Below are 14,149 nucleotides of genomic sequence, written 5' to 3'. Positions count from 1 at the left end.
GCGCGCGGTCTGCTCCGCAGACACGACGCGCGACCCTACGGGTCGCAAGCAGTGTTGGGTGGAAGTGGCTCCGGCACTTCCAACCAACACGCAAACGCTACGCGCTTGCCCGCCGAGTCGAAGGCTCCGACCCACGGGCCGCTGTACTCCGGAACTACGCCGGCAACAAGGCGGGTTCGTGTGCGATTCCGTATCCACTGCGGAGTCGGCGGGCCGAGACGCCGGCCTGTGAGGTGAAGTAACTTCGCACAACACAACAGTACTTGGAACCGTCATACGTCAACCATCATTGAAAATAGGCGACTTCACGATCGGCTGAAGACTTCCAATATAGGTAGGGCATCGCATCACGGACGAGACGGTGCATCAAAGCTTTGCACCGGGTACGATTCGGGGAAATCCACAGGCCCCACCGGGGCCCGACCCCGATGGTGCGTTCCGGTCCGTCGGGCAGGGCATTCTCACCTGTGGCCGGCCGATCCCGGGGCGTCGTCCCACTCACCCGGCCGAGACGAGATCACCAACTCCCCTACGGACGAAGACAGATCCCGGTTTCGCACCCACGCGCCCCATGGGACAGTCCGATGAGAATTCACCGGACGACGACATGAGACCACCACCGGGTCCGCTCCGCGGCCCCACCGCCGCACCCAACGGGCCGACCCGACACCGACCTCCAGGCGCAGCGACCACGCCCTCCACCGTCGTCGCGAGCCCCGCCTCGAACCACCAGAACAGCCCCGGCAAGGCCGCCGGATGTCCCCTGCGACCCTCACGCTCCGATTCCGCCACAGCCCGCGGCCGAGCCCGAACAACGCCGCAGGACGGCGCTGGGCGACGCCGACGAACCCACACCCCTGACCGAAAGTCGTAAGGAAAACCACACAGAAACCCCACCACAGAAACCAGACAACAAAAACGACAGGGCCTCCCACCGCGACCACACACGGCGCAGCGGACGACGCCATCGGGGGGCGGGTCGACACGGGGCCGGCCGCCTGCGCAACGGCAACCGCGAAACGACACGGGCGGCGTCCCGGGCTCGTGCCGGAGGATCGGGCCGGTGCTCGACGCGGCCGGTGCCGTCGTGGTCGGGATGGCCGGGCCGTCGGGGTGCGGCCGGGCCGAACGGTCGACGACGGACGCGCCCGGCGTGGTTCGCTGTCGGGGGCGAGCGGAAACCGCTGCCGGGGGCAGCTCGGCATGCGCCGCTGAGGCCGTGTCGGGCCGGGGGCTTCGTGTGCGGTGGGGTGTGAGGGATCGTAGTGGGTCGGGGGTGTGCTTTGGTACCGGTGGGAGTGTTTCGGGTCGCCCCGTTGAGGGGTGAGACGACGTGGTCGTTCGTGGGTCGGGTCGCCGGATTCTACGGGCTGGCGCCGACGCCCTGGCGGGTCGTTGGCGATGGGTCAACCACCGCCCCCGGCACGGGAGCGGGGCGCGACGGGCGGACGCGGAGGTAATCCTCGACGCGGCGGGGCGGCGGACATTGGCGCAGCTGTGCGGGGTCGAGGAGGAGGTGCTCGCGCGGGCGTTGCCCTCCTGGGGTCATACCGCAGGAGATGTGGCGGGTGGGCGGCGCCGTGATGGGGCCGGCGGCGTTCGGATGTCGACTGTGTACGGCACGGCGCACCTGCAGGCCGGTACGGGTGGTTCGCTACGCGGCGCGGTGGGAGCGGGCGTGTGCGCGGCACGCACGGTGGGGATTGGACGCGGACGCCGACGGCGTCCCGGAACACCTCGCACTGCACGAAGTACCCGAAGTGGTCCAGGCGCAGCGGCGATGGAGGCGTGCGGCACGGTCTGTAGTAGGTCTATAGTCGTGCTATGACATCGACGACGATCCAGGTGCCGCGAGAGACTCGTGACCATCTCGCCGAACTCGCCAGGGAGCGTGGGTTGAGCATCGGCCAGTTGGTCGAGGCGTTGGCCGCCGAGCAGCCGACCGCCGCGCAGCGGGCCGAGCGTCTGGCTGCCGATCGGGAGACGGTGCGTTCGGTGATCGGCGCCCCGATCACCGAGGAGGAATTCGACGGCGCGCCCGACATCCTGGCCAACATTCACCGCATCGCCGCCGAGAAGGCCCGGAAGAGCCGCGCGTGATCATCCTGGACACCGGCGCGGTCACGGCCCTGGCCGCGGGTCACAAGACGCTCGCCCTCCTCGCGGGGAACATGGCCCGCACTCCCGGCGACCACCTGGTCGTCCCGGCGCTGTGTCTGGTGCAGGCCGAAGCCGACACACAGGGAGTCGCCCACCGGGTCCTGGCACTGTCGAGTGTGCACGTCGACCCCTTGGAGACGGTCGCCTCCGTCGCGGTCGGCACGATGATTCGCGACGGCCTCGGCGGCCCGGACACCTGCCACGCGTTGTACTGTGCCCTGCCCCGGGCCGAGTTCACCGGCATGTCGATCCTGCTGACCACCCGCGAGGACGCCTACCCGCCCGGCATCGTCACCGTGGACATCGACTCCCCCGGCATGCTCGGGTTCTGACGGCGGGAGAACGACCACGACGGGAAACCGTCCCGGCACCTCGATCGAGGCGCCACGCCACCACACACACCGCACCCTCGAGCACGAGGCGCGCCCCGTGGGCCGGTCACCCACCGGTGACCGGCCGCGCATCCGGGCACGAAGCCTGGCGACCGAGTCCGCGTTCCCGATCCCCTCGCGCGTTCGCACCACGACGTGCCGGCTCCCGACGAGGCGGATGTGGAGCAGACGCCCCGCGGCTTCGGCCTCGACATGCAGGCGGCGGACACCCCGGGCGCGGGCGCGGTGCGGCGACTTGCTCGGGGACGACCTGCTCGACCGGGATGGTGGGGACGTCCACGCGCGCACGGGTTGCGGGCATCGACACGGTGACCGGGGAGGACGTGCACTGGGACGTCCGCGCGCGCACGGGTGGCGGGTTCGGGGGCGGCGACGCGTCACGGCGTCGCCGATCACGAACATGCCAGGGGGTTCGAGGGCGTCCAGGAGTGCGCGGTCGACAACGTGGGGGTGGTTCGTCGAGTGGACGGCCGGCAGGCCGAACGCGGTGAGCAGCGCGGCGCGCAACTGAGGCAGCGCGGGTTTGACCGCCACCGGCGCGCGGCGTACCGGAACGCGACGCGGGAGCGGGCGCAGCGCCCGGTGGAGCGCGACCGTCCTGCCGTGGCCGGGGACGCCGTACACGCACACGATCCTGTGGGCGGCGACGGTGTGGACGAGGGCTTCGGTGACCTCGCCGAGTCGGCGCGTCGACACCGGGTGCGCGCCGGGTGTGTACAGGCGCGCGCCGTGAGCGAACCGCGACGGCCGGGTCGCGGCGGGGTCGGTCCCGGCCGCGGCCGGGGTGAGCTCGCTCGGGGGCGGCAGGGTGATCCGGCCGGCCTCGTCGACCGTGCCCGGGGAGCGCGAGCTCGGCCAGGGCGCGGTCGTGGCGATCGGGGTCGTGTCGGGCGTGCGCGGGCCGGGAGATCTCCTGGACACGGCCCTCGCGTTGCTCTTCCCGCACGGCGCGGTAGTGCGTCGTCAGGGATGGCGGGGGGTTCGTGGCCGGCGACGGCAGAGCCTCGTGTGGGTGTTCCCGCATCCAGTGGTGCAAGGCCTTCACGTTCGGGCCCAGGTCCGACAGAAGCGCCCACAATACGTCGGTGAGCGTGAAGGAGTGCCGTCGCGTGGCCGGTTCCGCCTGTCCGGACTCGCGGGCGATCGCCGGACACCGCCACACCGTGCGCGGCGTCACCCCGGCCGCGGTCGCGGCGATCCGCACGTGCACCGTCTCCACCGTTCCGGCCTCGTCCAGCGCGAGAAGACGGGACACCACCAACCGGCGTGTCAGGGCCCGGTCTGGTGACACGGGCGTGGGTGACGACGTTTGCGCGGCAGCGGCGGGCGGCGGCCGGAGGCCGTCCGGGACCGAAACCGCCGGCGGTGGAGACGACTTCGCGCTCATACCCGCAAGCACACCCCGCCCTCGGGCCGGCCGACACAGGAATGTGCATCCCCACGACGGCCAGGCCACGCATGTGCCGGCCGCTGTTGGGCGGGCCACGACAGCAGATCGGTCAGTCCGTGACAGCCAAGAATCCCGCGATCAGCCGGACAAACCCCAGCTCAACACGGAGAAACCGAAACCGGGAACGCTGTCATCAACCCGTTGACACCACACCACACATTCACAGGCACGCCGGGACGCGGATAGGGCTCCGGCGGGGCGTAGGGGTGGGAGTACATCTTGTCGACCAGGTCGACTTCGACGTTCGCGGTGCCGGTGGCGCCACAGCGGTCGCGGGCGTGGGCGGCGAGAAAAGCCAAGGCCGACATCACCCGGTGGACCACTCCGTACGCCTGGAGGGCGCGCACCTGTCCGTCGTCGCCGTCCGAGTGGAGGTACGCGTCGCGGAACTCGGTAGCGGTTGGCGGGGGCGAAGCAGAAGACGGCCTCGGCGGGAAAGGCGGAGCCAGCCGCGGCGAGCCTGTCGCTCAGCCATCGCCGGAAGGGGTTTCAGGCGAGTTCGAACCCACTTCGGGTGACACCGTATTCGTCGGATGTCACCCGGCATGTGTAGTGGCGGCCCGGCAGGTCCGAGGGGTCGATCCCGAGTTGTTGCGCCAGTGTGGTGGCACCCGTCCTGTACGTGCGGGAGGAGTCGTCGACGGCCCGGAAGTGCGCTACAGCCCCGCGCAGTTCCACCACGACGAACGCCATTCGCTCCTCTTCCCCGCCCTCCGGCCCCTCATTGTGCCCCTCAGAATGTCGGGCATCCATCGAATGATAACAAATTCCACAATGCGGGTGGTCTCGCGAATCATCCATGGAAGGGATCATATCCCCATCGCTCGGGGCGTCGATAAAGGGAAGCAACACGGCCCATATCCCAATTGCACACGACACCGAAAGACATCTCACGTGCCTAACAAGTCAAGCCGCGATGGCCAGATCCGTTGAGGAGGAGGTGAACGCGTGTCGCTCATCGAAGTGTTTTCCGGTTTGCAGGCAGTGGTAGAGCTGTCCGATCATCCGGTTGAACAGGTGCCGCTGGGCCTGGGCGTGCCAGTCGCCGTGTTCGCGCCTTCGCCGGTAGTGGGCGTCGGCTCCGGGGGACGCCTGAAGAGCGGCGAAGGCCCAGAGGAAGCCGGCGGTGATGAGCCGGTCGTTCTTGATGAAGCGACGCCCGACGTAGCGTTTCTTGCCCGAGGCGCGCGTGATGGGGGCCGATCCCGCGTAGGCCTTGAGCCCGCGGGCGTCGGCGAAGCGGTCGCGGTCGTCTCCGATCTCGGCGAGCACCCGGGCGGCGAGCTGGACCCCCAGGCCGGGGAAGCTGAGGAGGATCTCAGCGTCCGGGTGCCGTCGAAAATGCGTCTCCACCGCCTCGGCGAGTTCGTCGGCCGCCGCGCAGGCCGCGTCCAACTGCCGTATCAATGCCTTGAGTTGGAGGCCCATGGCGTCCTCGACCGCCGCCGGATGGCGGGCGTGTTCGGCTCGGAAGATCGCCTTCGGTCGTTCGACCTCGGCGTCGATGCCGCGTTGGCGGCCAGCGCGTTTGAGCGCGGCGCGCAGCTGGGCGAGGCTCAGCCGGGAGGCCGCGGCCGGGGTGGGTGCGGCGGTCAGGACGGCGCGGGCGTCCGCCCGGGCCAGACCGTACTGCTTGCCTTGGAAAGCCTCCAGGGCGGCCGGGTAGTACTCGCGCAGCAGCGATCGAACCTGGTTGACCAGCTGTTGGCGAGCCCAGACGGCGTCCTGTTGGGCGCGGGCCAGGACGGCGATGGCGCGGGCGAGATCGCTGTCGGCCGGCAGAACGCGGTGCGCGTGCATGTCGGTGCGCAGGATGTTCGCCAGGACGAGGGCGTCGCCGGGGTCGGACTTCTTGCGGGAGACGCCGTGCCGGTCCCGGTAGCGCGCGGCGGACAGCGGATTGACCGTGTGGATCGGCCGTTCGCCCGTGCGAAGGGCGGCACCAGCAGGCCGCGGCCGGTCTCGATGGCCACCGGTATCGGCTCCTCGGGGCTGTCGCCGTGCTCGGCGAGCAGGTCCAGCAGGAGCCGGTAGCCGGCCGCGTCGTCGCCGATACGGCGTATGGCGAGCAAGGTGCCCGCCTGGTCGACCAGGGCGACGTCGTGGTGGGACTCGGCCCAGTCGATGCCGCAGAACACCGTCACATCCATCTCCGTTCCGTTGCTGTTCGCGCAGGTGGTGAGCCTGTGCGGGCCACGCGGCGACCTAATTCCAGGACTCGATCGGTCCGCCATCTCACTAGCCGTTCGCGGCACCAGCGAACCGCGGGGGCCTCCGTCTCGGGCAGAGCTCGACGGCTCGGGAGGAAGCGAGAGGTCACCCCGCGGAGGGCTCACACCACGACGATCAACGCCCGGGCACCGGCGGGAGTTTCGCGGCGGCCCGAGAACGCCGGGCGCCACCGTTCTTTCGTAAGGCCTCACCGGGCCGGGAAACGACAGGAGTCGGCCCGGCGCCCACGTGACCACCACGAAACCCGTCCCGGGACCACCACGAAACCCGTCCCGGATGGACCTGCCGACCTCATACCAGGCCTGGAAGACCTGACGAGATCCCGTACCCATCCGGCAACCAGTCCACCGACCCGCAAGGGGCCGGGCGGAACCGCCTACACACGAATTAGGAAACAAGACCTTGGGAATCACACCGGCAACCAAACTCCGCAACACCGAAAGGAAGCCGTCCAAAGCCCGGCGTCCGCGCCTTCACCACACCGGACGAGGACGCAGCCCCCGCCGAACTCCGCACCGAGGACGGACCCTGGGGCGGACACCGCACACAAATCATCGCCGCCACCGGCCCTCGACGGCGACCGCGAACCCACCCCCGGACACCACCGGGAACCCGCTGGCGACCCTCACGCCCGATCCCGCCACAAACCCCACCACCGAGAGCCGAACAACGCCACGCCACGCCCCTGCCCGACACCGACGAACCCGGCCCACTCGGAAACTGCGCCCGAAAATCGTGTGGAAATCCGGGCAGGAAAATCAGCCCGGGAGGGACTGTAAAAAGTTCGGCTCTGGCCCGTAATCGGTGGTAGCGCCGTGTAGTGATCACTGGAGGAGGATGCGGTGGCGGAGCAGGGGGAATCCGGCTCGGCCGTGCATCTGTCTCAGAGGGCGTTTAGTGTGGGCGAATTACTCCTTATGCCCTAGTAGGTTCCTCGCCAGGTTGGTGTGGTCTCGTCCGTGATGCGCTTGGCGAGGTTGTCGATCGACGCGACGTGGATCATGGCTTCGGAACTGGCGGTGAGGGTCTCGTAGTCGCGGGCGAGACGTCGGTGCATCATGATCCATCCGATACTCCGCTCCACTACCCAGCGCCTTTTGAGGACGTGGAATCCGCGAACTCCGGGTTTTCTGTCGACGACTTCGACGTCGATTCCGAGCCGGGCGCCGTGCTCGACGACGGCTTTCTTGAAGCCGGTGTCCACCCAGCTCTTGGCGATGGTCGGGTACGTCTTCTTGGCTTGGTCGAGGAGGCGTATTCCCAGGGCGTTTTCGGAGAGGCTCGCGGCGGTGACGGTCACGGCGAGGACGAGGCCGATCGTGTCGGTGAGGATGCCTCGCTTCCGGCCCACGATCTTCTTTGCGGCGTCCGTTCCCTGGCTGGTCAGGGGCACGTTGGTGGAGGTCTTCACGCTCTGGGTGTCGATGACGGAGCCTGTGGGTTCGGGCTTGCGGCCCTCCTTCACGCGGGCCAGTGCGGTCAGGTCGTAGTTGAGCCGGGCGAAGATTCCCTCGTTGCGCCACGCGGCGTAGTAGGCGTAGACCGTGGCGTGGGTCGGAAAGTCGTGTGGAAGGTATTTCCAGGGAATTCCGGTGCGGTTCACGTAGAGAATCGCATTGAACACGTCGCGGAGGTCGACTTTGGCCGGCTGGCCGGTGGGTCTGCGGTCGAGCCGGGCTTTTTGCCAGGCCGTCAGGGTCGGCTCGATCAGGGCCCATCGGGCGTCGGACAGGTCGCTGGGGTACGGCTTCCGCTGGCTCACGGAAGAGCTCATACACGAACAGCCGCGCCGAGAACCGTACTTGGCTGATAGGGAGTTTCTGTGCCATCGACAAGCTAGACGGAATCCGGGTGCGATGAGCGGAGCAATCAGGCACCTGAGGTCAGAGCTTCGCGGATGCCAGGATGCAGGTATGGCGCAAATCACCCCGAATGCCACTGGCAGCGAAGCGACTTAACGTCTCAATCTATTCTTAAATCCCCACTGACTTCATCCTGGGAGACCCCGCGCCGGATAACCGGGGTTCCACACCGGGATCGTCCTCGCCCGTCCCGAGGCCCGCCGTCGAATCAAGGGCCGGGGCAGGCCGCGGACCCGCCACTCCCGATCAGGGCCTGGTCGTGCGCGGATCGGATAGTCGCGTGTCCGGTCCGCAGGTCATCATGTGATGCCTTCAACTTCCCTGACACGGACCGTCCTTCGGGAATGCCGGCCGTGTCGTCCGAGATCGGAATTCCCTTGCGTAGACGTGTCCTGGGCATGAGCGCCTTTCTGATGGCTTCGAGTGCCCTCTTCACTGTTGTCGCCGCCCCCACCGCCGAAGCGGCGTCCCAATGCCAAAAGAACACGCGGAGGTTCGACATTCCGTGGGCATCGGACGTTTCGGTGACCATCCAGTTGTGTGTGAACGGGACGGCCTCCTCGCGACGAGCGGTGGCGACCGTGACATGGGACCGGGGCGACGCCAACGGCGCATCGCCTTTCGAGAAGTTCGACGTCTTCGTACGGCTCGAGCGCAATGACGTCTCCAAGTCGACCCGCCACGGGGACATCGACTTCAAAATCAACGGATCCGACTGGGGCGCCACGGCGATCGCCTCAGAGGCAGTCGTTCCCCAGCCCAGAGGGGGCTGGACGGCCGACGGCGTCGTCTACTACAACATCAACAACGACGGTGAAGGGCAGAAGACCTGGTCCCTGACCGGCAGCCCGAAGATGAACTGACGGACACCACCCACGCGCCGAATCCTCAAGCACGGAGGGTTCGTGGCGAACTCCGGTCGCAGCGGGCATCGAGGCGCGGACGCGCTCGATGGATACCTCTTCAAGAGAAGAGCCTCCGAGCCCGATGACTCGGCCGGGCCGCCGGTTCGTGGCGGTCGACCGCGCCGACAACCGCAGCCCCGCGGTCACCACGATTGCGGGGCTGCGGCCTTGCCCGGCCCACCCCGGGCCTCGTGTCAACGGTCATTGGGACACCCGCCGTTGTGGTCGCAGGCTGGTGGCCATCTGCCACCTACCAGTCGCTCGGCGCCGTCCTGACCGCCCACCAAGGCGCGCACGGCCCGGCCCTGGCCGGTTTCGACCTCGTGATCGTCGACGAGGCCCACCGCACCACCGGATCCACCGGGAAGGAATGGGCCGCCGTCCACGACGACACCCGACTCTCCGCCACACGACGCCTCTACCTCACCGCCACACCCCGGGTGCGGGAACCGCCCGGCAACAGCGCCTACAGCGAGGCCACCGCGCCGCACGTCGTGTACCAACACGGCGCCGCCCTCCTCGACCTGAAGACAGGCGACCTGGTGTTCCTCAACCCAGGGCGTCGAGGACCTCGTCACCGCCGACGCCGATCAGGTGGTCGGTGCATCCTGCCGTGACGGCGGGCGCCAGGTAGGCGCGGTCCATGGCCTGCATCAGATCGAGAACGCGGGCCGATCCGTCACCGGCAACGGCAGCGTGCCGTCCAGGCCGGTGTAGTGCACGGTGCCCGCGCCACCGAACGTCACCCGCAGGTCCAGGCGCGGGAAACGGGCGGCGATCGATCGGGCGCCGGCAAGGTCGACGGCGGGGGTGTGGGTGTCGTGGTAGACACACCCGACCACGTCGCCACCGTGTTCCTCGTCGGCGGCCAGGGCGCCGATCGTTCCCGAGTCCAGGCCGCCGGACACGTCCGCACTCCACACCGGGCCCCGGCCCGCGGCCAGGCGTCGGCGGACGGCATCCGTCAGGGCCGGGCGCAGCAGCGCGGCGGCCTCGGCCAGCGAAACATCTTCGTGGGGGCCACGCACGTCCCGCTCCCTCCACGCGCCGTCGCCGTCCAGGACCAGGGCCCGCCCGGATCGGACCTGGCGGATCCCCGCGAAGCCGGGCCGGTCCGGGCTGTCCACGCCGCCGACGCTCATCTCCGCGACCAACGCCGTCCAGTCCACCGCCGCACCCGTCAGGGCCGCCGGCGGCGTCATCCGCGACGCCCACACCACGCCGCGCGGAGTGTGGGCGACGTACACGGGCCGGACACCGGCGAGGTCCTCGTACACCCACGTCTCGCGCTCGCGACGCGCCAACACCCACATCGATCCCGGCAACCCCGTCGGTGCCCGCACGTCCCCCCGCGCGAACGCGCCTGCCGCGGAACCCAGTTCGTGTTGGTCGGCGGTGCACTCGCCCACGGCGACCATGCGCACCCCGTCCCGTTCGACCGCCGGACGCGTCCTGGCTGGCCTCGCCGCCGGCGTCGACACCACCGTGATCGCCGCGCGGATCGGCGACACCGGCGAGGCACCCCCCGACATCGTCGAGCACGACGTGCACGCCCTGGTCGACGCGCTCGCCCGACGCGGGCTCCTCAGCGAGGCATGTGCGCCCCGAGTCCGCCGTTCCTGCGTGTCAACGCTCCGCGAATCCGCCGCCATTCGGACGAGCCGAAAACACCCGGTCTGGACGACCGGTTGTATCTCACCGGCCGGTGGCGCACACGCGGACATCACCGGGCCGCCTCACCCGACCACACAGCCACGCACCGGTTCGAAGGTGCATCACGGAGCGAGGGACCCTCACGTCTCCATCGAGGGATTGGGTCGGCCCGCAGTCGCGGGTACCGCTGCCCAGCCGCACCGCCATGACGGTGGCCCTGTCGAAGTGCGGTGCGCAAGGCGCCGAATATGGGTGTCATCAGGGTTTGGGGCCTGGCTGTCGGCCTGTCACCAGCCGGCCGCCGATCCCGAAGCCACGGCGCCGCGCGGCTCCGGTATTCCCTCGCTCACGTCCACCACGGCTCGAGGGAGACCTCTCGAACTTTCGATGATCACGGATCCTGAGTACCCTCCTTGCCACCGCGTAGCTTGGCAAGTAGCCCAATCCGGGCCGGAATTGGCTCGCCCACCGCGAGTTCACACCACACCGGCCGGGGTCGGCCGCTGCCACCGCGGCACCGTCGAACTCGAAGCCGCACTCGTCGCTCGATCCCTCGACGACGGTTCATCACTCGCGGCACCCTCGACCGTGCCCGCGGGCCATCGAAGAAGCGGTCATGCGCCGAACCATGTCAGCGGAGGAAGCCCTGTCCCTGCACAGGGAACGCTCCACCGTCGGCAAACGAATGAGTGCCGGTGCCCAGAGTTCGGTCTGGCGCATCGACACTCGAGGCGGACCCGTGTACCTGCGCGAGGAACGCAACCCATGGACCTCGGCCAGCGCGAGACAACCTCGCATCAAGCAGCGTTTGTGGCGGCCGGCCGACATCCTCAGGACCATGGGCTCGCAGTCCGAACGGGTGCCTCCGCTGTTGCACGACGGCGGAAACTGGATGATCGTCGCAGGTGTGACCGACACGCATCCTCAGCCCCTCAGAAAGTGTTGGGCAACTGATCGATTTCGGTCTGTTGTGTAGTTCGTGGGTGGCGTCCGACGGCGGTGATTCACGATCGCGGGCATGTGCGTGTGTGTCTGCAAACCTGCCTACGACTCGTCGTTGACGGATCGTCAATGGGCCGTGATCGAGCCGTTGTTGCCGGTTCGCGACCCCGCCCGAGGCGGTCGGCGGCTGAAATTCCCGCGTCGGTTGGTCGTCGACAGCATCCTGTACGTCCTGGTGTCGGGGTGTGCGTGGCGGATGATGCCGCGCGACCTGGTGCCGTGGGACGCGGCGTATCGGTGGTTTCGGGCGTGGGCGGCGGACGGGACGTGGAATCGGGTCCACGACGCGTTGCGGGACCGGGTGCGGATCGCCGACGGCCGTGATCCGCAGCCGTCGGCGGCCGTGCTCGACGCGCAGACCGCGCACGGTCACCAGGGCGGCGAGGCTATCGGTTTCGACATGGGCAAGCGCACCCGCGGCCGCAAGCGGCACATCCTCGTGGACACGTGCGGGCTGTTGTTGAAGGCGGTCGTACATGCGGCGAACGTGCAGGACCGGGCCGGAGCCAAGCTCGTCCTCGCCGGTCTGTCGAAGACGTTTCCCCTGGTGGGACTGGTGTGGGTGGACGGTGGATACGTCAATTCGGTCGACGACGGGCTGATCGGATGGGCGGAGGAGAACGCGGGCGTCAGACTGGAGGTCGTGCCGCGGAACGCGGACCTGAAGGGCTTCCACGTCCTGCCGCGCAGGTGGGTGGTGGAGCGGACGTTCTCCTGGTTGGGGCGGTGCAGAAGGTTGGCAAGGGACTACGAACGCAAGGCGGCGCACGCCGAGGCCATGATCAAGGTCGCCATGATCCGACTGATGGCGGCCCGTCTCGCGGGCGAGGAAATCACGCCCCGCGGCCCCATCGAGACCGAGGCCGCACGACGCCTCGCCGAGGACACCGAACGTCAATAGCCCCGGGTTGCCCAACACTTTCTCAGGCGCTCGGCCACAGTGGCTCGTCGAGGACATGCCGGAGATCGTCATGAACGACTTCGGTCGCATGACGCGCCCCTCTCTGTCAGTGTGTGGTGAGACGCCCGATAAATCCGGGTTAGCCTGAGAGGGCACGACAGGAGCACCACCTTCATGACCAGCCGGAATCCCGGCGGCGACCCGGCTTCCAAGCCCAAGCGCCGCACCTTCTCCCCGGAGTACAAGCTCCGGATCGTCACCGAGTACGACGGCGCCCCGGATGCCGCCGGACGCGGCGCGATCCTGCGACGCGAGCGCCTGTATCACTCCCACATCCAGGAATGGCGGGCCGCGCGCGACGCCGGCGCCCTCGCGAAACTCACCGACCGACGCACGAGCCCCGCCCGACCGAAGAAGCCCGCGGCCGAAGCCGAGAGCGAGAAGCTCCGGCGCAAGGTCGAGCGTCTGGGGAAGGAGGTGGCCAAGCGCGACGCCGCGCTGGAGATCCTGGGAAAAGGGGTCAAGCTCTTGGAGATGCTCTCCGAGAGCGAGGACCGAAACACACCCTGAACCACCAACTGACCCTGATCGTCAACGAGTTGGCCCCGCACATCGGGATCGTGACCGCCTGCCGACTGATCGGCCGCTCCCGCGCAACCCACCACCGCCACCTCCACCCGGTTGCCCCGATGCCTCGAAAGCCCCGCTCCGCGCCTGCCTCGGCGCTCGACGCGGACGAACGCGCCGCGATCCTGGAGTTGATGAACACCGGCGAGTACGCGGAACTGCCGCCCGCGCAAATCTGGGCCCGCGAGTTGGACGCCGGCCGCCATCACTGCTCGATCTCCACGATGTATCGCATCCTGCGCGCGGCCGGCCAGGCCGGTGAACGCCGCCGCCAGGCCACCCACCCCGCCAAAACCGTGCCCGGACTCGTGGCCCACGCCCCTTCGCAGGTGTTCACCCGGGACATCACCAAAGTGAGGGGTCCGGCCAAGGGCGTGTGGTTCCACGCCTACGTGATCATCGACATCTTCAGCCGATACGTGGTCGGCCACACCGTGGAGCGGGCCGAATCGGCCGAACGAGCAAGGGAATTCGTCGCGGACGCCATCGAGCGCAACGGCCTGGTCCCCGAGACCGTCCACGCCGACCGCGGCACGTCGATGACCTCGAGGAAGGTCTCCCAACTCCTGCTCGACCTCGGGGTCGTCCGGAGCCATTCCCGGCCGAGGGTCTCCAACGACAACCCCTACAGCGAGGCGAACTTCAAGACCATCAAGTACACGGGCGACTTCCCGGGCTCCTTCGACTCGCTCGCGCACGCCCGCGAGTGGTTCGAGGCGTTCATCGCCTACTACAACCACGAGCACCGACACTCCGGGATCGGCTACCACACGCCCGCGTCCGTGCACTTCGGCACCGCCGGGCAGGTCCGCGACCAACGCGCCGTCACCCTCGCCCGGGCATACACCGCCCACCCCGAACGCTTCGGACGACGCCCCACACCCCCCGAGATCCCCACCACCGCGTGGATCAACGACCCCACCAAACGCAGGGAAACCGAACCGCACAGTTCATAGCGTCACGGA

The 14,149-nt window shown here is 68.7% G+C and carries 10 protein-coding genes and 1 pseudogene; 7 read left to right on the top strand and 4 right to left on the bottom strand.

All coding sequences use genetic code 11. The features are described from left to right. Positions 1–1,824: 1,824 nt before the first annotated feature. Together ACIBSV_RS42405 and ACIBSV_RS42400 are read left to right on the top strand one after the other, a co-directional pair. Complete coding sequence (locus ACIBSV_RS42405; protein WP_395872827.1) at positions 1,825–2,100, top strand: hypothetical protein; 276 nt, start codon at positions 1,825–1,827, stop codon at positions 2,098–2,100. Continuing rightward, positions 2,097–2,492: a hypothetical protein gene (locus ACIBSV_RS42400; RefSeq protein WP_395872826.1), complete on the top strand. Its 396-nt coding sequence runs from the start codon at positions 2,097–2,099 to the stop codon at positions 2,490–2,492. The genes ACIBSV_RS42405 and ACIBSV_RS42400 overlap by 4 nt, the downstream gene beginning before the upstream one ends. Positions 2,493–4,491: 1,999 nt before the next feature. Here the strand turns inward: ACIBSV_RS42400 and ACIBSV_RS42395 are convergent. The 3 genes and pseudogenes from ACIBSV_RS42395 to ACIBSV_RS42385 form a co-directional block, all read right to left on the bottom strand. Next, positions 4,492–4,695: a hypothetical protein gene (locus ACIBSV_RS42395; protein WP_395872825.1), complete on the bottom strand. Its 204-nt coding sequence runs from the start codon at positions 4,693–4,695 to the stop codon at positions 4,492–4,494. Between the two features lie 213 nt (positions 4,696–4,908). Then, a pseudogene (locus tag ACIBSV_RS42390) lies at positions 4,909–6,152 on the bottom strand (IS110 family transposase). A gap of 1,004 nt (positions 6,153–7,156) precedes the next feature. After that, positions 7,157–7,996: an IS5 family transposase gene (locus ACIBSV_RS42385; protein WP_395872824.1), complete on the bottom strand. Its 840-nt coding sequence runs from the start codon at positions 7,994–7,996 to the stop codon at positions 7,157–7,159. Positions 7,997–8,494: 498 nt separating this feature from the next. Here ACIBSV_RS42385 and ACIBSV_RS42380 point away from each other — a divergent pair, with 498 nt between their 5' ends. After that, on the top strand, positions 8,495–8,959 hold the full coding sequence (locus ACIBSV_RS42380) for a hypothetical protein (RefSeq protein ID WP_395872823.1): 465 nt from the start codon (positions 8,495–8,497) through the stop codon (positions 8,957–8,959). A 233-nt stretch (positions 8,960–9,192) separates the two neighbouring features. Continuing rightward, the gene (locus ACIBSV_RS42375) at positions 9,193–9,618 is read left to right on the top strand and encodes a DEAD/DEAH box helicase family protein (protein ID WP_395872822.1); all 426 of its coding nucleotides are present in this window, start codon (positions 9,193–9,195) and stop codon (positions 9,616–9,618) included. Positions 9,619–9,654: 36 nt separating this feature from the next. On the opposite strand, the gene ACIBSV_RS42370 is transcribed toward ACIBSV_RS42375, so the two are convergent. Continuing rightward, positions 9,655–10,419 carry an asparagine synthase-related protein gene (locus tag ACIBSV_RS42370; protein ID WP_395872821.1) on the bottom strand — a complete coding sequence of 255 codons (765 nt, stop codon included), beginning with the start codon at positions 10,417–10,419 and terminating at the stop codon, positions 9,655–9,657. 1,253 nt (positions 10,420–11,672) lie between these two features. Between ACIBSV_RS42370 and ACIBSV_RS42365 the strand changes: the two genes are divergently transcribed. From ACIBSV_RS42365 to ACIBSV_RS42355, 3 genes are all read left to right on the top strand, one after another. Then, a complete protein-coding gene (locus tag ACIBSV_RS42365) occupies positions 11,673–12,557 on the top strand; it encodes an IS5 family transposase (protein WP_395872820.1) in 885 nt (294 codons plus the stop codon). Positions 12,558–12,731: 174 nt separating this feature from the next. Continuing rightward, a complete protein-coding gene (locus tag ACIBSV_RS42360) occupies positions 12,732–13,127 on the top strand; it encodes a hypothetical protein (protein ID WP_395872819.1) in 396 nt (131 codons plus the stop codon). After that, entirely contained in the window at positions 13,124–14,140 is a 1,017-nt protein-coding gene (locus tag ACIBSV_RS42355) for an IS3 family transposase (protein ID WP_395872833.1), read from the top strand. The genes ACIBSV_RS42360 and ACIBSV_RS42355 overlap by 4 nt, the downstream gene beginning before the upstream one ends. The last annotated feature ends 9 nt before the right edge of the window (positions 14,141–14,149 follow it).

It is taken from the genome of Embleya sp. NPDC050154 (assembly GCF_044460165.1).
GTDB lineage: Bacteria > Actinomycetota > Actinomycetes > Streptomycetales > Streptomycetaceae > Embleya.
This window is presented reverse-complemented; position numbering and strand designations above follow the sequence as displayed.